At 71.6% G+C, this 19,057-nt stretch carries 17 protein-coding genes and 1 pseudogene; 11 read left to right on the forward strand and 7 right to left on the reverse strand.

From position 1 onward, the window contains the following. Both AC0VYN_RS29125 and AC0VYN_RS29130 read right to left on the reverse strand, forming a co-directional pair. The gene (locus AC0VYN_RS29125) at window positions 1-1,845 is read right to left on the reverse strand and encodes an SCO2524 family protein (RefSeq protein WP_385460298.1); all 1,845 of its coding nucleotides are present in this window, start codon (window positions 1,843-1,845) and stop codon (window positions 1-3) included. Window positions 1,846-1,914: 69 nt separating this feature from the next. Then, window positions 1,915-2,664, reverse strand: a complete 750-nt coding sequence (locus AC0VYN_RS29130; protein WP_475533353.1) for an SCO2525 family SAM-dependent methyltransferase — start codon at window positions 2,662-2,664, stop codon at window positions 1,915-1,917. A 328-nt stretch (window positions 2,665-2,992) separates the two neighbouring features. Between AC0VYN_RS29130 and AC0VYN_RS29135 the strand changes: the two genes are divergently transcribed. Then, a complete protein-coding gene (locus tag AC0VYN_RS29135; RefSeq protein WP_475533354.1) occupies window positions 2,993-3,547 on the forward strand; it encodes a GNAT family N-acetyltransferase in 555 nt (184 codons plus the stop codon). A 6-nt stretch (window positions 3,548-3,553) separates the two neighbouring features. On the opposite strand, the gene AC0VYN_RS29140 is transcribed toward AC0VYN_RS29135, so the two are convergent. Together AC0VYN_RS29140 and leuA are read right to left on the reverse strand one after the other, a co-directional pair. Beyond that, entirely contained in the window at window positions 3,554-4,249 is a 696-nt protein-coding gene (locus AC0VYN_RS29140) for a TerB family tellurite resistance protein (protein ID WP_475533355.1), read from the reverse strand. Between the two features lie 184 nt (window positions 4,250-4,433). Continuing rightward, the gene (gene leuA, locus AC0VYN_RS29145; protein ID WP_385460290.1) at window positions 4,434-6,155 is read right to left on the reverse strand and encodes a 2-isopropylmalate synthase; all 1,722 of its coding nucleotides are present in this window, start codon (window positions 6,153-6,155) and stop codon (window positions 4,434-4,436) included. A gap of 334 nt (window positions 6,156-6,489) precedes the next feature. On the opposite strand from leuA, the gene AC0VYN_RS29150 reads away from it, so the two are divergent. The 7 genes from AC0VYN_RS29150 to AC0VYN_RS29180 all read left to right on the forward strand — a co-directional run bounded on the left by AC0VYN_RS29150 (window position 6,490) and on the right by AC0VYN_RS29180 (window position 12,617). Then, window positions 6,490-7,560: a M4 family metallopeptidase gene (locus tag AC0VYN_RS29150; protein WP_475533356.1), complete on the forward strand. Its 1,071-nt coding sequence runs from the start codon at window positions 6,490-6,492 to the stop codon at window positions 7,558-7,560. 21 nt (window positions 7,561-7,581) lie between these two features. Next, a complete protein-coding gene (locus AC0VYN_RS29155; RefSeq protein WP_451685986.1) occupies window positions 7,582-7,848 on the forward strand; it encodes a protealysin inhibitor emfourin in 267 nt (88 codons plus the stop codon). A 69-nt stretch (window positions 7,849-7,917) separates the two neighbouring features. Beyond that, window positions 7,918-9,231 carry a GH1 family beta-glucosidase gene (locus AC0VYN_RS29160; protein ID WP_475533357.1) on the forward strand — a complete coding sequence of 438 codons (1,314 nt, stop codon included), beginning with the start codon at window positions 7,918-7,920 and terminating at the stop codon, window positions 9,229-9,231. Window positions 9,232-9,373: 142 nt separating this feature from the next. Then, on the forward strand, window positions 9,374-10,450 hold the full coding sequence (locus AC0VYN_RS29165) for a PhoH family protein (RefSeq protein WP_385460282.1): 1,077 nt from the start codon (window positions 9,374-9,376) through the stop codon (window positions 10,448-10,450). A 12-nt stretch (window positions 10,451-10,462) separates the two neighbouring features. Then, window positions 10,463-10,960 carry an rRNA maturation RNase YbeY gene (ybeY, locus tag AC0VYN_RS29170; RefSeq protein WP_385460280.1) on the forward strand — a complete coding sequence of 166 codons (498 nt, stop codon included), beginning with the start codon at window positions 10,463-10,465 and terminating at the stop codon, window positions 10,958-10,960. Then, entirely contained in the window at window positions 10,957-12,261 is a 1,305-nt protein-coding gene (locus AC0VYN_RS29175) for a hemolysin family protein (protein ID WP_475533358.1), read from the forward strand. Before ybeY ends, AC0VYN_RS29175 begins: the two co-directional genes overlap by 4 nt. Continuing rightward, a complete protein-coding gene (locus AC0VYN_RS29180; protein WP_475533359.1) occupies window positions 12,258-12,617 on the forward strand; it encodes an MmcQ/YjbR family DNA-binding protein in 360 nt (119 codons plus the stop codon). The genes AC0VYN_RS29175 and AC0VYN_RS29180 overlap by 4 nt, the downstream gene beginning before the upstream one ends. On the opposite strand, the gene AC0VYN_RS29185 is transcribed toward AC0VYN_RS29180, so the two are convergent. Continuing rightward, window positions 12,579-14,027 (reverse strand): MFS transporter, encoded by a 1,449-nt coding sequence (locus AC0VYN_RS29185; RefSeq protein WP_475533360.1) that lies wholly within the window; start codon window positions 14,025-14,027, stop codon window positions 12,579-12,581. The two genes, AC0VYN_RS29180 and AC0VYN_RS29185, sit on opposite strands and share 39 nt — an antisense overlap. A gap of 147 nt (window positions 14,028-14,174) precedes the next feature. Here AC0VYN_RS29185 and AC0VYN_RS29190 point away from each other — a divergent pair. From AC0VYN_RS29190 to era, 3 genes and pseudogenes are all read left to right on the forward strand, one after another. Beyond that, window positions 14,175-14,997: pseudogene (locus AC0VYN_RS29190) on the forward strand (helix-turn-helix transcriptional regulator). 29 nt (window positions 14,998-15,026) lie between these two features. Continuing rightward, on the forward strand, window positions 15,027-15,380 hold the full coding sequence (locus tag AC0VYN_RS29195; RefSeq protein WP_475533361.1) for a cytidine deaminase: 354 nt from the start codon (window positions 15,027-15,029) through the stop codon (window positions 15,378-15,380). Between the two features lie 74 nt (window positions 15,381-15,454). Then, window positions 15,455-16,408 carry a GTPase Era gene (gene era / locus AC0VYN_RS29200; protein WP_385460270.1) on the forward strand — a complete coding sequence of 318 codons (954 nt, stop codon included), beginning with the start codon at window positions 15,455-15,457 and terminating at the stop codon, window positions 16,406-16,408. Window positions 16,409-16,430: 22 nt separating this feature from the next. Here era and AC0VYN_RS29205 read toward each other — a convergent pair whose 3' ends face one another. Together AC0VYN_RS29205 and AC0VYN_RS29210 are read right to left on the reverse strand one after the other, a co-directional pair. After that, complete coding sequence (locus AC0VYN_RS29205) at window positions 16,431-17,573, reverse strand: carbohydrate kinase family protein (protein WP_475537013.1); 1,143 nt, start codon at window positions 17,571-17,573, stop codon at window positions 16,431-16,433. Between the two features lie 110 nt (window positions 17,574-17,683). After that, window positions 17,684-18,973: a glucarate dehydratase family protein gene (locus AC0VYN_RS29210; RefSeq protein WP_475533362.1), complete on the reverse strand. Its 1,290-nt coding sequence runs from the start codon at window positions 18,971-18,973 to the stop codon at window positions 17,684-17,686. Window positions 18,974-19,057: the final 84 nt, after the last annotated feature.

Raw genomic sequence — 19,057 nt, forward strand, 5'->3', positions numbered from 1 at the left:
TCACACCTCCTGGGCGGCGGCGCCCCTGGCCTGGGCCAGGGTGTCGAGTTCCTGGAGGACGGGGAGGGCGAGCGCGAAGGCGGTGGCGGGCCGGTCGTCGACCAGGCTGCGGGCGTGGTCGAGACGGCTCTCGATGCTCCGCATCGCCCGGGCCCTGCTCCCGTCGGCGGCGGCGGAGGCCTCGAGCTGCTCCTTGCCGAACAGGTGGGTGGCCTCGCTGAGCAGTTCGCGCGCCAGTTCGGCGAGTTCGGGGCTGCGGATGGGCTGCTGCTCGTACAGGTTCCGGGCGGCCACGAGGCATTCGGTGACGCGCTCGGTGATGCTCCAGGACATGCGCAGTTCGGCGTCGTGCGCGTCCGGGTAGACGGCCCGGACGTTGTCCCAGAGGCCGGCGCCGTCGTCGTCCTCTATCCGCCGGTTCCACAGGTGTTCGAAGGTCTGCTCGGCGAGGCGGAGCAGCCGGTCCTGGGCGCCGATGTTCCGTGAGAGTTCGGCGAGCTGGATGATCCGCTTGAGGAGCTGGGCGGAGAAGTCGGTCATGCGCCACAGCAGGGGGCTGCCGGAGCGCTCGGATCCGGCGAGCGGCATGGTGACGCCCGGGTTGTGCAGCCGGATGGTGGGGTCGTCCCGGGTCATCCGGCTGGTCACGCGGCCGCGGTCGGCGAGGCGTTCCATGATGGCGACGGTGCGGGTCAGGTCGTCGTCGGTGGCCTTCCGGCGGACCAGGTCGTGGACGAGGATGGCGGCGACGGTGAGGGAGAAGTACTCGGACTCCAGCTGCAGGCCGGTCGTCTGCCAGGGCAGGTCCTCCAGCGGCCAGCGCTCGGAGCCGAAGCGGGCGATGGCGGACCAGTACTGCTGGCTCAGTTCCCAGCGCAGCCGCAGGGCCTCGGCGAGTTTCTGCTGGTCGGCGTCGAGCAGCCCGAGGGTGAGGGTGCGCTCGGAGAACAGGTCCTGGATACCGTCCAGGGCGACGACGGTGAAGTACACGTAGGGCAGCCGGTCGGCGATGCCGTCGGGCTGGCCGGGCACCTGCACGTCCAGGTCGGTGACGCGGGGCGCGTCCTGGACGATGCCCCAGGCCCAGCCGCACTCGAAGAGCTGGCTCTCGTCCCGGATGCCCTCGTCGAACTGGATGCCGCGGGTGAGGCTCTCGATGATGGTGGCGCGCAGGGGCCGTAACCTCCGGGAGAACTGCTGGAGGGCGATCCGGTCGGACTGTCTGCCCTGGCCGATGACCTGGATCAGCCTGCGGCCCTGCTCGGACTCGGCGTCGAAGACGTTGACCGTGAAGGAGCGCAGCAGGCTGATCATGGCGGAGGTCAGCCGGGCGTTGGTGGCCTCGCGCAGCTCGGCGATCGCCTTGAGGATCTCGGGGCGGGTGGTGGTGGTCTCGTAGACCTTGAGGTACCCGAGGGTGGCGAGGGAGAGCGTGACGGACATGGAGAAGGAGTCCACCACGCCGAGCTGGCTCTGCTCGTGGGTGATCTTCCCCTGGGGGTCGGCCGGTTTGAAGTAGTGCCCGCCGGCGAAGGTGGGGCTCTCGTCCGGTCCGGTGTGGGTGCGGGTGAACTGGGCGAGCGCGGTGATCAGGTTGGCGGGGATCTCCAGCCGGGTGCCGACCCTCTCCAGCGCGCGCAGCACGTCCCGTTCGGTCGTGTCGGGCTGGTCGAGGCGGAAGGCGGGCACCTCGGTCGCCGGATACAGCAGGCAGAGCAGCCGCTCGGCGTCCGCGACGCTGCTCAGCCCGTCGGTGGGCCCCTGGACCAGCTTCCCGTCGTCGAACGAGTGGCGGGCCATGGCCTGCCAGATGTCCAGCAGGTGCTGGCGTGGCTTGATCTGCATCCCCGTACCCCTCGTACAGATCTCGTTGCCCTGTGTGTCAGACCGTGCGCTCGGACATGGTCCCCGTTCTCACGGGGCGGCAATCTCCGCGTTCCGCTGCCCCAGGGCGAGGAGAATTCCCTCGTGTCCCGGCCGCACCACGTGGTGCAGGTCGTGGATCTCCAGTTCCTTGCAGAAGGGGGTCAGGCTCTCCCTGGCCCGCTCCTCGTTCACCCGGTAGGCCGGGTACTGGTGCTCCCCGACCCGGTAGCCGACCGACTCCTTCATGAACGCGGCGGCGAAGGGCGCGCCCTCGTTGAGCGCGTTCATGAAGCAGCGCACGCCCCGCTGGAACTCCTCGGGGCACTCGGACATCGAGTCGGCGACGAAGAACATCGTCCCGAGGTCCCAGCGGCGCTGCCCGTCGAGGTCGAAGAGGTTGCCGCGCTCGACCCGGACGATCTCGCTGAACCGGGCTCTCGGCTCGAGGTCGCGGTAGGCCGGGGCCACCCGCAGCTCCTCCCAGAAGGCGTCCCAGGCCGTGTCGTACCCCCGGGGGGAGGCCTGCCTCTCCAGGTACTCGACGTTCGGTACGGCGTACTCCAGGAGGAGCACCTTCTCGCACCAGGGCAGCATGGACAGGGCGGGATACAGATTCGCACCGGCACCGACGTCGACACCCCGGACGGCATCCGGTACGGCTCCCGCGAAACAGCGGCTGAAGTAGTCGCGCATGAGGCGCACGATCAGCCGGTCGACCTCGAGCGGGGTCCGGTAGTTGTTGTCGACATACACCTCTGGATCGAACTTCGACCAAGGCGCGTCGGCATTGCGGTCCATAGTCACCCTGCCGCGTTCCGTTCGCTTGTGGACAAGACCGCGCGCACGCGAGCGCGGGTCCTGCGGACGCCGGCCATGGAAAGAGGCGTCTCCTTGCTCGCAAGATAGGCCGCCGCAGGACATCCGGACAGCCGGGAACCCGCCAGTCCACATCTTCCGGGCGCACGTCAGGCGCACCGTTGCACAACCTAACTCTCCCTTGCACAGCGGGAGTTGGGCGCTCACTCTAGCCAGAAGGAGCACCGGCCGCCAGCGGGACCCGTCATTCCTTCGAGTGTCGCGCCGTTGCCCGTCGAGTTGACGTCCGCACATCCTGACTGGGGGTTGCATGACCGCCGAACCACTGGAACGCGCCCTGGACCGCCACGAGCAGCTCGCGCAGCGGAGGCCGTTCCCGGACACCTTGCCTCCGCTTCTGCGGACGGCCCGGGAGTCCGACCTTCCCGAACTGCGACGACTCGACGAGGAGGTCTTCCAGGAGGTCGCCTACCCGGGCTTCCTGCTGCGTCAGCTCTTCGACATGTACGCGGAGCACTTCCTGGTCCTCGACGACGGCGGGGGCCGGCTGCGCGGCTACGTGCTGGCCGCCACGACGACCCCGGCGCTCGGCCGGGACAGCTGGATCCTCGGCCTGTGCGTGACCCTGGACCGGCGCCGGCACGGTCTTGGCCGGGAACTGATGACGGAGATCCTGGCCCGGCTGCGCCGGGACGGCATCGAACGGGTCCGGCTCACCGTGGAGCCCGCCAACCACGCCGCGATCCTGCTCTACCGCTCCCTCGGCTTCCGTCCCGAGGAACCCGACGCCGGGCTGCGCCGGGACTACTTCGGGCCCGGCATGGACCGCCACGTGCTGCGCCTGGACCTCACGGGAGGCCGCTGAGCGGGGTCAGGAAGGGGTGCCCGCCGACTCCAGCAGCCGGGTCACGTCGTCCGAGCAGAGGGTCAGCGCCGCGCCGACCGTCGCCAGGGCGTCGCGCTCGGCGGGCGTGTAGGGGCCGTCGGCCAGGGCGATGCGGGCACCCTGGAGGAGGATCGACTCACGGCCGACGGCGGCGAGGTGCGGGGCCAGCGGGTCCAGCGCCTCGTGCAGTTCTATCGCCAGGCCGGGCACGCAGGGTTCGTCGCGCACCCGCCCGGTGTCGGCTTCGAGTGCCTCGACCAGCGCGCCGAGCTGGTCCTCGGTGCAGTCCTCGAAGCCGGCCGCGCGCACCGCGACGGCCGCCGTCTCCAGGGACGTACGGGAGGAGGTGCCGCCCGCCACGAGCACCGCGAGGGCGACGGTGTGGACGGCGTCGCGGAGCATCGCGGAGAAGCGGGTGGTGGTCGGGTGGTCCAGGACGTCCGTGCCGTAGTGGCGGCGGCAGGAGGCGCACTCCACGGTGGGCGCGGACTCGCCGCGCGGCAGCACCGGCACCCCGAGCAGGGTGAAGCGGCGGCGGCCGGCGAGGCGCTGGTAGTTGCGGTCGCCCCCGCAGCCGGCGCAGAAGAACTCGCCGTCGCCGACGGGCGTCCACGCGGTGCGCGTGCCCAGGATGCGCGGCAGCCGGGCAGCTCGGTCGTCTCGTCCCCGTCCAGGCAGCACGTCGCACCTCCGTAACGGCGCGGCAGCATCGCCGCGCTGGCGTGATGTTAGCCACATCACCGACGTGGAGTCAGTACCCGGGGAGAGACCTTTCCGTGACCTGCGTGTGGAGATGGCCGGTATACGACGGGGCCCCGCCCGCCGTTTTCCGGCGTGCGGGGCCCTGAACCACCGATTCGGCTGGTCAGCGAGCCGCCCGGTTGACGGCGGAGACGACCGCCTTCAGCGAGGCACGGGTGGTGTTCGCGTCGATTCCGATGCCCCACAGGACCTTGTCGCCGATCGCGCACTCGATGTACGAGGCGGCCTGCGCGGAGGCGCCCTCGCTCATCGTGTGCTCCTGGTAGTCCAGCAGGCGCACGTCGATGCCGACGCCCTGGAGCGCGTGGAAGAACGCCGAGATCGGGCCGTTGCCGCTGCCGACCAGGGTGGTCTCCGCGCCGTCGACCGTGGCCTCGACGGTGAGGGTGTCGACGCCGTCGCGGTCGGTCGTGGTCTGGCCGTTCTTGACCTGGATGCGGCCCCAGGGGTTGTCCGGGTTGGGCAGGTACTCGTCCTGGAAGACGTCCCAGATCGCCGTCGGCGTGATCTCGCCGCCCTCGGCGTCCGTCTTGGCCTGGATGAGCCTGGAGAACTCGATCTGCATCCGGCGGGGCAGGTCCAGCTTGTGGTCGTTCTTCAGGACGTAGGCGATGCCGCCCTTGCCGGACTGCGAGTTGACGCGGATGACCGCCTCGTAGGAACGGCCGACGTCCTTGGGGTCGATGGGCAGGTAGGGGACGGCCCACTCGATGTCGTCGACGGTGACGCCCCTGGCCGTCGCGTCGGCCTCCATGGCGTCGAAGCCCTTCTTGATGGCGTCCTGGTGGGAGCCGGAGAAGGACGTGTAGACCAGGTCGCCCACGTACGGGTGGCGCGGGTGGACCTCCATCTGGTTGCAGTACTCCCACGTACGGCGGATCTCGTCGATGTCGGAGAAGTCGATCTGCGGGTCGACGCCCTGCGAGAACAGGTTCATGCCCAGGGTGACCAGGTCGACGTTGCCGGTGCGCTCGCCCTGGCCGAACAGGCAGCCCTCGACGCGGTCGGCGCCGGCCATGACCGCCAGCTCGGCCGCCGCGACCGCCGTGCCGCGGTCGTTGTGCGGGTGGGCGGACAGGCAGACGTACTCGCGGCGGGAGAGGTTGCGGTGCATCCACTCGAAGCGGTCCGCGTGCGTGGACGGCGTCGAACGCTCCACCGTGGCGGGCAGGTTGAGGATGATCTCGCGGCCGGGGCCGGGCTGGTAGGTGTCCATCACCGCCTCGCAGACCTCCAGGGCGAAGTCCAGCTCGGTGTCGGTGAAGATCTCGGGGCTGTACTGGTAACCGAACTCGGTTTCGGGGCCCAGCAGCTTCTCGGCGTACTCCATGACCAGGCGGGTGCCGTCCACGGCGATCTGCTTGATGTCGTCCTTCGAGCCGCGGAAGACGACGCGGCGGAAGACGGGGGCGGTGGCGTTGTACAGGTGGACGGTGGCCCGCCGGGCGCCCTTCAGGGACTCCACCGTGCGCTCGATCAGGTCCTCGCGGGCCTGGGTCAGTACGGAGATGGTCACGTCGTCCGGGATGGCGTCCGGGTCCTCGATGATCGACCGCACGAAGTCGTAGTCGGTCTGGCCGGAGGCCGGGAAGCCGACCTCGATCTCCTTGTAGCCCATCTTGACCAGCAGGTCGAACATCGCGCGCTTGCGGGCGGGCGACATGGGGTCGATCAGTGCCTGGTTGCCGTCGCGCAGGTCGGTCGAGAGCCAGCGGGGGGCCTGAGTGACGCGCCGGTCGGGCCAGGTGCGGTCGGGGATGTCGACCTGCTCGTAGCCGCGGTACTTGGTGGTCGGCATGGAACTGGGCTGCTGGCGGTTGGCCATGATCGCGTGGGCTCCTCGTGATGTCCGCGGTGTCCGCGTGTCCGGAAGGACGGCCGACGCGCAACACCAAGCACCGCGGGGAGGGAGTCGGCCTCTTACAGGCCCTCGCCGCGGCAGCTAAGGAGAAGCAGCCCGTAACGCATAGTGCCCAGCACCTTAGCCGAGCCTCGCCGGTCACGCGGGTCCGTATCAGTATGCGGGACCACGGAGGGAACCCGGACAAAAAGTGCCGTATACCACTTCCGGCTGCTCACCGGGGCTTCTTGGCGCCGCATTCCACCGATCATGGTTGCAGGTAGTGACAGTGGAGTCACACAGTGCGATGGTTCCGGGCATGACGACCAACGGGGGCTTCGAGCCCGTCTTCTGCACCATCGTCCCGCCGCACGTCCTCGACAAACTGGCCCGGAACGAGGACCCCGTGCTCGCCGGGCCCGCGCGCCGGACCATCCAGCGCGACGCCGCCGAGCGCACCCGCCGCGGTCTGACCACCGTCATCGGCGCCCCCACCGTGACCCCGCGCGCCGGCGCCGAGGCCGGCAGGCCCCACCGCACGATCTTCGACGCCCGGCACGGCACCGACCTGCCCGGCCGCAAGGTGCGGGGCGAGGGCGACGAGCCCGGCCAGGACGCGACGGTCAACCGCGCCTACGCGGGGCTCGGCGCCACCTTCGAGCTGTTCCTGACGGCGTACCGGCGCGACTCCATCGACGGCGCCGGACTGCCGCTGGACGCGACCGTGCACTACGACCGCGAGTACAACAACGCCTTCTGGAACGGCGAGCAGATGGTGTTCGGCGACGGGGACGGGGAGATCTTCCTCGACTTCACCATCCCCGTGGACGTGATCGGCCACGAGCTGACGCACGGCGTCACCCAGCACACCGCCAACCTGACCTACTACGGCCAGCCGGGCGCGCTGAACGAGTCGGTGTCCGACGTCTTCGGTTCCCTCATCAAGCAGTACACGCTCGGTCAGACCGCCGCCGAGGCCGACTGGCTGATCGGCGCCGGACTGCTCGCGGAGCGGGTGACGGGAGTGGCGCTGCGCTCGATGAAGGCGCCGGGCACGGCGTACGACGACGACGTCCTCGGCAAGGATCCGCAGCCCGCGACGATGGACGACTACGTACGCACCGGCCGGGACAACGGCGGCGTGCACATCAACTCCGGCATCCCCAACCACGCCTTCTACCTGCTCGCCACGGAGCTGGGCGGGCACGCCTGGGAGCGGGCCGGGCAGGTCTGGTACGACGTGCTGACCGGGGGCGAGCTGCGGGAGGACGCCTCGTTCACGGACTTCGCGGCGCTGACGGTGGCGGCCGCCCAAGAGCGCTACGGCGACGCGGACGAGCTGGACGCGGTGCGCAAGGCCTGGGAACAGGTCGGGGTGCGCACGCGGTAGTTCCGTACTAGACACGGTCCCATGCGGATTCAGGTGAGGCGCACAGGAGGCTTCGCGGGCATCGAACGCCACGCGGAGGTCGAGACCGCGGAACGCCCCGACGCGGCCGAGTGGCACGCCCTGGCCGAGCGGGCGGTCGCCGACGGGCGGAGCACGCCGCCCGTCGGGGTGCCGGACGGGTTCAGCTACCAGATCACCGTGGACGGCAGGACGGTGTACGCGGCCGATCCCCGGCTGACGGACGAGCAGCGCAGGCTCATCTCGCGCGTACTGAAGGAGGGCGCGTAACACCGCGCGCAACACCCTCGGCGCGCAAGGGCGTTGACTTCCGTTACCGAGGGTACGGATGATCCGCGCATGGCGACCGACCCGAGCAGCCCGGTACCCCGGTTCCCCGACGGCTTCCTGTGGGGCGTGTCGACCTCGGCACACCAGATCGAGGGCGCGGCCGACCTGCGCGAACGGTCCGTGTGGGACGTGTTCGCGGACCAGCCGGGGCGGATCGGGGACGGCTCGACGGCGGCGGTGGCCTGCGACCACTACCACCGCTACCGCGAGGACGTGGCGCTGCTCGCCGGCCTGGGCGTGGACGCCTACCGCTTCTCGGTCTCCTGGCCCCGGGTGAACTCCCCCGGCGGCCTGGACTTCTACGACCGCCTGGTCGACGAGCTGTGCGCGGTGGGCGTCCGCCCGGTGCCGACCCTCTTCCACTGGGACCTCCCGGCGGACCTGGACTGGCTCGAACGGGACACGGCGTCCCGGTTCGCGGAGTACGTGTCGGTCGTCGCGCGGCGGCTCGGCGACCGGGTCGGCACCTGGCTCACCCTCAACGAACCCGCCGAGCACACCCTGCTCGGCCACGCCCTCGGCACCCACGCCCCCGGCCGGGAGCTGCTGTTCGACGCCCTCCCGGCGGCCCACCACCAGCTCCTCGCGCACGGTCTGGCGGTACGGGCCCTGCGCGCGGCCGGCGCGAGCGACATCGGCATCGCCAACTCGCACGGACCCACCTGGCCCGCCTCGGACACGGCCGCCGACCGGGAGGCGGCGGAGTTCTACGACATCCTGCTGAACCGCCTGTTCGCGGACCCCCTGCTGCTGGGCCGGTACCCGGACGGCATCGGCGACCTGATGCCGGGCGACGTGCACGCCGACCTGGAGGTGATCTCCGAGCCGCTGGACCGGTACGGCGTGAACTACTACGCGCCGGCGCGGGTGGGCGCCCCGCAGGACACGGAGACCGGGACCGGCGGCGTGCGGCTCCCGGCCGGGCTGCCCTTCTCGGTGCACCCGGTCGAGGGCCGGCCGCTGACGGACTTCGGCTGGCCCGTGGTCCCCGAGGGGCTAACGGAGCTGCTCACCGGCCTGCGCGACCGCTACGGCGACCGGCTGCCGCCGGTCGTCATCACGGAGAACGGCTGCTCCTACGAGGGCCTGGACGACCAGGAGCGCATCGCCTTCCTCGACGGCCACGTCCGCGCTCTGCACCGGGCGCTGGAGGCGGGCGTGGACGTGCGCGGCTACTTCGTGTGGTCGCTGCTGGACAACTTCGAGTGGGCCGAGGGGTACGCGCGCCGGTTCGGGCTGGTGCACGTGGACTTCGCCACGGGGACGCGGACGCCCAAGGCGTCGTACCACTGGTTCCGGGACCTGCTGCGCGGCCGGCGGTGAGTGCCCCGGGGCATACCCGGGGGCCGGTCGGATAAAAGACCTGGGTGCTGTCGGCGGGGAGTCGTACGCTGGGAGGCAGCAGACACACCTGTCACGCGGCGCACGCCGCAGAGGAGGACGTGCAGGCCTCGAGCGCCGGCCCATGACTCAGACACCCTCAGCTCACACCCCCGCGCAGGGGCAGGCGAGAGCACACTTCACCGTCCCCGCCCAGCACCCCATGGTGACCGTCCTGGGATCCGGCGACGCCCTGCTGCGCGTGATCGAGACGGCCTTCCCGGCGGCCGACATCCATGTCCGGGGAAACGAGATCAGCGCGGTCGGCGACGCCCATGAGGTCGCCCTGGTGCAGCGCGTGTTCGACGAGATGATGCTGGTGCTGCGCACGGGGCAGCCGATGACGGAGGACGCAGTGGAACGCTCGATCGCCATGCTCAAGGCGAGCGAGAACGGGGAGAGCGACGGCCAGGAGACCCCGGCCGAGGTGCTCACGCAGAACATCCTGTCCTCGCGCGGCCGCACCATCCGCCCCAAGACGCTGAACCAGAAGCGGTACGTCGACGCGATCGACAAGCACACCATCGTCTTCGGCATCGGCCCGGCGGGCACCGGCAAGACCTACCTGGCGATGGCCAAGGCGGTGCAGGCCCTGCAGTCCAAGCAGGTCAACCGCATCATCCTGACCCGTCCGGCGGTCGAGGCCGGCGAGCGGCTGGGCTTCCTGCCGGGCACGCTCTACGAGAAGATCGACCCCTACCTGCGCCCGCTGTACGACGCGCTGCACGACATGCTGGACCCGGACTCGATCCCGCGGCTGATGGCGGCCGGGACGATCGAGGTCGCGCCGCTCGCGTACATGCGCGGCCGGACCCTCAACGACGCCTTCATCATCCTGGACGAGGCCCAGAACACCAGCCCCGAGCAGATGAAGATGTTCCTGACCCGTCTCGGCTTCGACTCGAAGATCGTGATCACGGGTGACGTGACGCAGGTCGACCTGCCCGGCGGGACCAAGTCGGGTCTGCGGCAGGTGCAGGAGATCCTGGAGGGCGTCGACGACGTCCACTTCTCCCGGCTGACGTCCCACGACGTCGTCCGGCACAAGCTGGTGGGCCGTATCGTCGACGCGTACGAGAAGTACGACAGCACGAATGGCACCGAGAACGGCGGGCACAAGGGGCGCGGCAAGCCCGGTGCCAAGGCCTCCCAGGGGAAGTAGACCAGCACGACCATGTCGATCGACGTCAACAACGAGTCCGGAACCGAGGTCGACGAGCAGGCGATCCTCGACATCGCCCGCCACGCGCTCGCGCGGATGCGCATCCACCCGCTCTCCGAGCTCTCGGTGATCGTCGTGGACGCCGACGCCATGGAGCAGCTCCACATCCAGTGGATGGACCTGCCCGGTCCGACGGACGTCATGTCCTTCCCGATGGACGAGCTGCGTCCGCCGTCGAAGGACGACGACGAGCCGCCGCAGGGCCTGCTCGGCGACATCGTCCTCTGCCCGGAGGTCGCCGCCAGGCAGGGCGCCGAGGCGGAGACGCGGCACTCCATGGACGAGGAGCTCCAGCTGCTCACCGTCCACGGGGTGCTGCACCTGCTCGGCTACGACCACGAGGAGCCCGACGAGAAGGCCGAGATGTTCGGCCTCCAGGCGGCCATCGTGGACGGCTGGCGTGCGGAGAAGGGCCTGACCGGCCCGTCTCCGGCCCCGACGGTCTCATGAGCCTCCCGCTCGTCGCCGGCGCGGTCGCCCTGGTCGTGGTCGCCTGGCTCGCCGCGTGCGCGGAGGCCGGCCTGGCGCGGGTGTCCAGCTTCCGCGCCGAGGAGGCGGTGCGCTCCGGGCGGCGCGGCAGTGCCCGGCTGGCCAAGGTCGCCGCCGACCCCACGCGCTATCTCAACGTGGCGCTGCTGGTCCGCGTCGCCTGCGAGATGGCCGCCGCCGCGCTGGTCACGTACGCCTGCCTCAAGGAGTTCGACGGCACCGGCGAGGCGCTGGCGATCGCCATCGCCGTGATGGTGCTGGTGTCGTACGTGGCCGTCGGGGTGTCCCCGCGCACCATCGGCCGTCAGCACCCGCTGAACACGGCGACGGCGGCGGCGTACGTCCTGGTGCCGCTGGGCCGGGTCATGGGCCCGATCCCGTCGCTGCTCATCCTCCTGGGCAACGCGCTCACCCCCGGCAAGGGCTTCCGCCGCGGCCCCTTCGCCTCCGAGGCGGAGCTGCGGGCGCTGGTCGACCTCGCCGAGAAGGAGTCGCTGATCGAGGCCGAGGAGCGCCGCATGGTGCACTCGGTGTTCGAGCTGGGCGACACGCTCGTGCGGGAGGTCATGGTCCCGCGGACCGACCTCGTCGTCATCGAGCGGTACAAGACCATCCGCCAGGCCCTCACCCTCGCCCTGCGCTCCGGCTTCTCCCGCATACCGGTCACCGGTGACAGCGAGGACGACATCGTCGGCATCGTGTATCTGAAGGACCTGGTGCGCAAGACGCACATCAGCCGGGACGCGGAGGGCGACCTGGTGTCCACGGCGATGCGCCCGGCCTTCTTCGTGCCCGACACCAAGAACGCCGGTGACCTGCTGCGCGAGATGCAGAAGGAGCACAACCACGTCGCCGTCGTCATCGACGAGTACGGCGGCACGGCCGGCATCGTCACCATCGAGGACGTCCTCGAGGAGATCGTCGGCGAGATCACCGACGAGTACGACCGCGAGCTGCCGCCGGTCGAGGAGCTGGGCGAGGACCGTTTCCGGGTCACCTCCCGCCTGGACATCGGGGACCTCGGCGAGCTGTACGGGCTCGAGGAGTTCGACGACGAGGACGTGGAGACCGTCGGCGGCCTGCTGGCGAAGGCGCTCGGCCGGGTGCCGATCGCCGGGGCCACGTCGATCGTCGGACTGCCCGACGGCCGCGAGCTGCGGCTGACGGCGGAGTCCTCCGCGGGCCGCCGGAACAAGATCGTGACGGTGCTGGTGGAGCCGGTGGCCCCGGCCAGGGCCGGCGCCGAGGAGACGGCGGAGTGACGCCCCGGCAGCTGCGCGCGCTCTGCCTGTCCTTCAACGCGGCGGTGGAGGACTTCCCCTTCAACCCGGAGACCTCGGTCTTCAAGGTCCAGGGAAAGATGTTCGCCCTCACCGCGCTCGACGCGCGGCCGCTCAAGGTCAACCTCAAGTGCGACCCGGAGGACGCGATCCGGCTGCGCGCCGAGCACGAGGGCCTGATCGTGCCCGGCTGGCACATGAACAAGCGGCACTGGAACACGGTGACCGTCGACGGCGGGCTCCCGGACCGCGTCGTCCGGGAGCTGGTCGAGGACTCGTACGACCTGGTCGTCGCCGGCCTACCGCGCGCGGACAGGCTGCGCCTCGACCGTCCCTGAGCGGCGGGTCCGCAGTCCGGCCCCGATCAGGGCGGCCGCCGCGAGCACGATCACCGCGTCCAGCACCAGCACCGTGTGCACACCGGAGCGCAGGTCCGCCGAGGTGGTGGCCAGCACGCCCAGCAGCGGGATGCCGACGGTGATGCCGACCTGCTGCGTGGAGGTGACCAGGCCGGTCGCCAGGCCCTGCTCCTCGTCGGGGACGCCGGAGGTGACGGTCAGGCCGTAGGAGATGATCGCGCCCAGGTGGCACATGCTGGCCAGGGACACCGCGGCCGTGGCCAGGAACACCGACCAGCCGCCCTCCCCCAGGGCCGTCAGGCACAGTCCCAGGGCGCCCTGCCCGGCGAGCGCGCCGACCAGGGTGCGGCGGGCGCCGAAACGGCCGATCACGCGGGGCGCGTACGTCCCGGCCACCACCGACAGCACGCCCTGCACGCCGAAGACCAGACCCGTCCCGAAGGCGGACAGGTGCAGAACCTCCTGGAGGTACAGGGTGAGCACGAAGACCACCGTGGACATCATCGAGAAGGTGACGAGACCGCCCAGGTTGCCCCAGGCCACCGTGCGGCGGCGCAGCATCGGCAGGGACACCAGCGGAGCGGCGGTGCGAAACTCGACGACCGCGAAGGCGGCCAGGAGCAGCAGGCCCGCGACGAGACCGACGAGAACGTCGGTACGGCCGAAACCGTGCTCGGCGGCCGTCGACAGGGCGTAGATCAGCGAGAGCAGCCCGCCGGTGACGGTGACGGCGCCGGGCACGTCCAGGCGGGGGCGGTCCGGAGTGCGTGACTCGGGGAGCAGGCCCGGGGCGAGGGGCAGCACGCCCAGGGCGAACAGGGTCAGCAGGCCCATCGTGGAGCGCCAGCTCAGCAGGTCGGTCAGCACCCCGCCGGCCACCATGCCGACCGTGAAGCCGAGCGAGAGCAGGGTGCCGGAGATGCCGAGGGCGCGGTCGCGGGCCGGGCCCTCCGGGAAGGTCGTCGTCAGCAGGGACATGCCGGTCGGCACGATGGCCGCCGCGCCGAGGCCCTGCAGGGCGCGTCCGGCGAGGAAGGAGGCCGGGTCCCAGGCGAGGGTCGCCAGCAACGAGGCGGCGCCGAACAGCGCGAGGCCGGCGAGGAACAGCCGGCGGCGGCCGTAGAGGTCGCCCATGCGGCCGAAGAGCAGCAGGAAGCCGCCGGACGGCAGCGCGAACGCCGTGACCGCCCACTGGAGGGCGGACTGGTTCATGCCGAGGTCCGCGCCGAGGACGGGCAGGGCGACGTTCAGGACGGAGAAGTCGAGCGCGACCATGAACTGGGCGGCGCACAGCACGAACAGGACGAGCCGGTCGCGGGGCGAGAGCCGGGCCGCGGCCGGTGTGCCGACGGGCGCCGGCGGGGTGGAGGTGGAGGTGTCGATCGCCATGGACAAGAGCCTGGGGGCGCCGGAATGATCGTGGGGAGCGGCCAGTTGTCCTGGTGGTGACACCACCAGCCGGGAATCAGGGGGAATCGGCACGTGACGGAAACCGGGCTCAAGACCCATCGGCGGCGCGAACTGCGGGAGTTCCTGATGAGCCGCCGCGCACGCGTGACGCCGGCCGAGGCGGGGCTGCCGGACGGCGGCGGGCGGCGCCGCACGCCGGGGCTGCGCCGCGAGGAGGTCGCCGTGCTCGCCGGGGTGGGCGCCCTCCTGGTACCAGTGGCTGGAGCAGGGCAGGGACATCTCCGTCTCCCCGCAGGTGCTGGACGCGGTCGGCCGCGTGCTGCGGCTGAGCGACGCCGAGCGCCGGCACCTGTACCTGCTGGCCGGGCTCAATCCGCCCGCGCCCGAGGTGGAACCCGACCGGCGCGACATGTGCGACGGGCTGCGGCGGCTGATCGACACGTGGATGCCGTATCCGGCGCACATCATGGACCGGTACTACAACTGCGTGATGTACAACGAGGCGGCCGCGCTCGTGCTGGGCATGCGCCCCGACACCACGCAGAACTGCCTGGTCGACTTCTTCACGGACCCGCTGTACCGGGCCCGCTCCAGGAGCTGGGAGCGCAACGCCCGTACGGTCGTCGCCCAGTTCCGCGCGGCGTGCTCGGCCAGTCCCGACGACGAGGGCTTCCGGGAGGTGCTGGCCCGGCTGCGGGACGACAGCGCCGACTTCCTGCGGCTGTGGGAGGAGCGGGACATCGAGGACGCGGGACAGATCCGCAAGGAGCTGGAGCATCCGCTGGTCGGTCTGCTGTGCGTGGAGTCGACGGCGCTGAAGGTGCCCGCGCGGCCCGACCTGACGATCGTGCTGCACACGCCGCTGGACGAGGCGAACACCGCCGCGAAGCTGGAGTGGCTGGCCTCGCCCCAGGGGCGGCGCGGGGCGATGTACCCGGTGGCGGGGTGACCGGCGCGCTGCCTCCGTATGCTCTGACCATGACCGACACCACCGACCTCGACCCCGAGGACCGCAAGATCGTCACCCTGGCCCGCTCCGCCCGCGCCCGCAACGGCGTCCCCGAGGGCGCGGCCGTCCGCGACGAGACCGGCCGTACCTACGTCGCCGGGACCGTCGCCCTGGACTCCCTGAAGCTCAGCGCCCTGCGCACGGCGGTGGCGATGGCGGTGGCGTCCGGTGCGAGGTCGCTGGAGGCGGCGGCCGTGGTGACCGGGGCCGGGTCGGCGTCGGCCGAGGACCTGGCGGCGGTCCGGGACCTCGGCGGTGCGGGCACCCCGGTGCTGGTCGCCTCGCCCGACGGGACGGTCCGTGACACGGTGAGCGCGGACTGACCCCCGTCCGCCCCGCCGGGTCCGCTTCCGGCGATGGTACGGCGGGGCTCCGGGGATCAGGGACAATGGGCGCCATGAGCGTGCGTACCCAGTCATCCGAAAAGCCGGCCGAGGCTGTCCACCGGGCCGGTTTCGCCTGCTTCGTGGGCCGCCCCAACGCGGGCAAGTCCACCCTCACGAACGCTCTGGTCGGGCAGAAGGTGGCGATCACCTCGAACCGCCCGCAGACCACCCGGCATACGGTGCGGGGCATCGTGCACCGTCCGGACGCCCAGCTGATCCTGGTCGACACCCCGGGCCTGCACAAGCCGCGCACGCTGCTGGGCGAGCGGCTGAACGACGTGGTGCGCACGACGTGGGCCGAGGTGGACGTCATCGGCTTCTGCCTGCCGGCGAACGAGAAGCTCGGGCCGGGCGACCGCTTCATCGCCAAGGAACTCGCGGGGATCAAGAAGACCCCGAAGGTCGCGATCGTCACGAAGACGGACCTGGTCGACGGCAAGACGCTGGCCGAGCAGCTCATCGCGGTGGACCGGCTCGGCGAGGAGCTGGGCATCACCTGGGCGGAGATCGTCCCGGTGTCGGCCACCGCGAACCAGCAGGTGGACCTGCTCGCCGATCTGCTGATCCCGCTGCTGCCGGAGGGCCCCACGCTCTACCCGGAGGGCGACCTCACGGACGAGCCCGAGCAGGTCATGGTCGCCGAGCTGATCCGCGAGGCCGCGCTGGAGGGCGTGCGCGACGAGCTGCCGCACTCCATCGCCGTGGTCGTGGAGGAGATGCTGCCGCGCGAGGACCGCCCCGCCGACAAGCCGCTCCTGGACATCCACGCCAACGTCTTCATCGAGCGCCCCAGCCAGAAGGGCATCATCATCGGCCCCAAGGGCAAGCGCCTGAAGGACGTCGGGATCAAGTCCCGCAAGCAGATCGAGGCCCTGCTGGGCACCCCCGTCTTCCTCGACCTGCACGTGAAGGTCGCGAAGGACTGGCAGCGCGACCCCAAGCAGCTCCGCCGCCTCGGCTTCTGAGGGCGGCCGAGGGCGGCGGCGGTCAGGCCGGGCGGCGGAAGCCGATGGTCGGGACCGCCCGCCGCAGCGGCCACGGCGTGGCCGGCTCGTCCGGGACCAGGTCCGCCAGGAACGCGTACCGGCGCAGGGCCGCCGGGTCCTGTCCCTCGACCGACCGGACCTCGTGCCACCAGGTCGCGATCTCGGACCAGCCCGGCGCCGACAGCGAGCCGCCGAACTCCTGGACGGAGAGGGCGGCGGTCAGGCCGGCGAATGCGAGGCGGTCGGCGAGCGGCCAGCCGGCCAGGGTGCCGGTGACGAACCCGGCGACGAACACGTCCCCGGCGCCGGTCGGGTCCAGCGCCTCCACGGCGATGGCGGGGACCTCGGCGCTCTCCCCCGTCCGCCGGTCCACCGCGTAGGCGCCCTCCGCGCCGAGGGTGACCACCGCGAGCGGTACGTGCTCGGTCAAGGCGTGCGCCGCGGCGCGGGGGCACGTGCTGCCGGTGTAGCGCATGGCCTCCTCCGCGTTCGGCAGGAACGCCTCGCAGTGCGCGAGGTCGGCCAGCCCGGCCAGGTCCCAGGCTCCGGTGTCGTCCCAGCCGACGTCGGCGAAGATCCGGGTGCCCCGCGCGGCGGCCTGCGCGATCCACGGGGCGCGGACCCCGGGCGTGAGGGAGGCAACGGCGGCACGCGCGCGCGGCGGGCAGTCGGGCGACGGCTCCCCGGGCGGCGGCTCATGGCCGTGGGAGACCATCGTGCGCTCCCCCTCGTACGCCATGGAGACCGTCACCGGCGAGTGCCAGCCGGGCACCGTGCGCGAGGGGGTCAGGTCGATGCCCTCGCCCCGGGCGAGCGCGTCCCAGCAGTAGTCGCCGTAGTGGTCGTCGCCGAAGGCCGCGGCCAGCGAGGTGCGCAGGCCGAGGCGGGCCAGCGCGGTCGCCATGTTGGCCACGCCGCCCGGGCTCGACCCCATGCCCCGGGCCCAGGACTCGGTCCCGCGCACCGGGGCGGAGTCGAGCCCGGTGAAGATGACGTCGAGGAAGACCGTGCCGGTGAGGTACACGTCCCAGGGCGGGTCCTGCGGGGTGCGCAGGCCGGCCAGGGGGTCGACCTGCGGGTGCCGGTCCGACCCCTCGTCCTGCGGGTGGCGGTGTGTTCTCTCGTCGGCGGACACGGCGGTCATGACGGTCCCGTCGGACGCCGCGGACACGGTGGTCGCTGTCACGGTGCGCTCCCTGGCATGGTGCGGTTCAGGCCAGTGTGCACCACGCCGCCGACAGGCCGGGGAAGGGTTCACCAGCGCGGCACGGACGGAGCGGCCCACTTCGGGTCGGCGGCACGCATCGCCGCCGCGTCGTCGCGGTCGCGGAGGGCGCCGTCGTCGTCGAGCCAGCGGCGGTGGAGGAAGGCCAGCCGGTCGCGGTCGAGTTCGACGCCGAGGCCGGGGGCGTCGGAGACGGTGACCCGGCCGCCGTCGAAGGCGAGCCGTTCGGTGAGCACGTCCTCGGACTGCCAGGGGTAGTGGGAGTCGCAGGCGTGGTGGAGGTCCGGGACGGTGGCCGCCACGTGGGTCATGGCGGCGAGGCTGATGCCCAGGTGGGTGTTGGAGTGCATGGAGACGCCGACGCCGAAGGTGCGGCAGACGGCGGCGAGCCGCTGGGTGTTGCGCAGCCCGCCCCAGTAGTGGTGGTCGGAGAGCACGACCTGGACGGCGCCCCGGGTGAACGCCTCCGGGATCTCGGCGAACGTCGTCACGCACATGTTGGTCGCGAGGGGCACCCCGGTCTTCGCGGCGACCTCGGCCATGGCCGGGGTGCCGAGCGCGGGGTCCTCCAGGTACTCCAGGACGTCCCCGAGCTCCGCGGCGACCCGGAGCGAGGTCTCCACGGACCAGGCGCCGTTGGGGTCGAGGCGCAGCGGGTGGCCGGGGAAGGCCTCGGCGAGGGCCCTGATCGCGGCGATCTCCTCCTCGGGCGGGAAGACGCCGCCCTTGAGCTTGAAGGACGTGAAGCCGTACCGCTCGGTGAAGGCGCGGGCCTGGGCGACGACGCCCGCCGGGTCCAGGGCGGCGCCCCAGTCGTCCGGCTCGCACGCCACGCCCTCGGGGTGGCCGGCCCACTTGTAGAACAGGTAGGCGCTGTACTCGACGGCGTCGCGGACCTTGCCGCCCAGCAGCGCGTGCACGGGCAGGCCGAGCGCCTTGCCGAGGGCGTCGAGGCAGGCGACCTCGAAGCCGGAGACGACGGACAGGCGCAGCTTGTCGGCGGTCTGGACGCCGCGCAGCCCGCCGACGTCCACCCGGCCGGAGACCCGGGAGGAGTCGACGGCGACCTCGTCGGCCGCGCCGAACAAGCCGTTGAGGTCGCTCACCCGGCGCCCGACCAGCTTGTCGGCGAAGGGGCGTGCCAGCTCGAGGTACTTGGCGTCGCCGTAGGTCTCGCCGACGCCGGTGATCCCGTCGGCGGTCTCCACCTCGACGATCAGGCGCGGGGTGTACGGCTGGTGGACGCCCTGGGTGTTGAGCAGGGGCGGGTCGGCGACGAGGATCGGCGTCAGGCGGACGTCGGTGACGGTGAGGTTCACAGGGCGGCTCCTACGAGGTCGGGTCCGGCGGCGAGCAGGGTCCCGGGTTCACGGGGCCGGGGCCGGTGGCGGGACCCACGCTCT

This window comes from Streptomyces sp. 63XJN7_1_ISO-PGPR-S23-121 (genome assembly GCF_056173025.1).

Bases quoted from the DNA above. Each gene is read 5' to 3' on its own strand.
- AC0VYN_RS29205 (WP_475537013.1), bottom strand. From the start codon at position 17,573: ATGACCGCCGTGTCCGCCGACGAGAGAACACACCGCCACCCGCAGGAC.
- AC0VYN_RS29150 (WP_475533356.1), top strand. From the start codon at position 6,490: ATGACGACCAACGGGGGCTTCGAGCCCGTCTTCTGCACCATCGTCCCG.
- AC0VYN_RS29165 (WP_385460282.1), top strand. From the start codon at position 9,374: ATGACTCAGACACCCTCAGCTCACACCCCCGCGCAGGGGCAGGCGAGA.
- era (WP_385460270.1), top strand. From the start codon at position 15,455: ATGAGCGTGCGTACCCAGTCATCCGAAAAGCCGGCCGAGGCTGTCCAC.
- AC0VYN_RS29155 (WP_451685986.1), top strand. From the start codon at position 7,582: ATGCGGATTCAGGTGAGGCGCACAGGAGGCTTCGCGGGCATCGAACGC.
- AC0VYN_RS29135 (WP_475533354.1), top strand. From the start codon at position 2,993: ATGACCGCCGAACCACTGGAACGCGCCCTGGACCGCCACGAGCAGCTC.
- AC0VYN_RS29130 (WP_475533353.1), bottom strand. From the start codon at position 2,664: ATGGACCGCAATGCCGACGCGCCTTGGTCGAAGTTCGATCCAGAGGTG.
- AC0VYN_RS29185 (WP_475533360.1), bottom strand. From the start codon at position 14,027: ATGGCGATCGACACCTCCACCTCCACCCCGCCGGCGCCCGTCGGCACA.
- AC0VYN_RS29125 (WP_385460298.1), bottom strand. From the start codon at position 1,845: ATGCAGATCAAGCCACGCCAGCACCTGCTGGACATCTGGCAGGCCATG.
- ybeY (WP_385460280.1), top strand. From the start codon at position 10,463: ATGTCGATCGACGTCAACAACGAGTCCGGAACCGAGGTCGACGAGCAG.
- leuA (WP_385460290.1), bottom strand. From the start codon at position 6,155: ATGGCCAACCGCCAGCAGCCCAGTTCCATGCCGACCACCAAGTACCGC.
- AC0VYN_RS29195 (WP_475533361.1), top strand. From the start codon at position 15,027: ATGACCGACACCACCGACCTCGACCCCGAGGACCGCAAGATCGTCACC.
- AC0VYN_RS29175 (WP_475533358.1), top strand. From the start codon at position 10,957: ATGAGCCTCCCGCTCGTCGCCGGCGCGGTCGCCCTGGTCGTGGTCGCC.
- AC0VYN_RS29160 (WP_475533357.1), top strand. From the start codon at position 7,918: ATGGCGACCGACCCGAGCAGCCCGGTACCCCGGTTCCCCGACGGCTTC.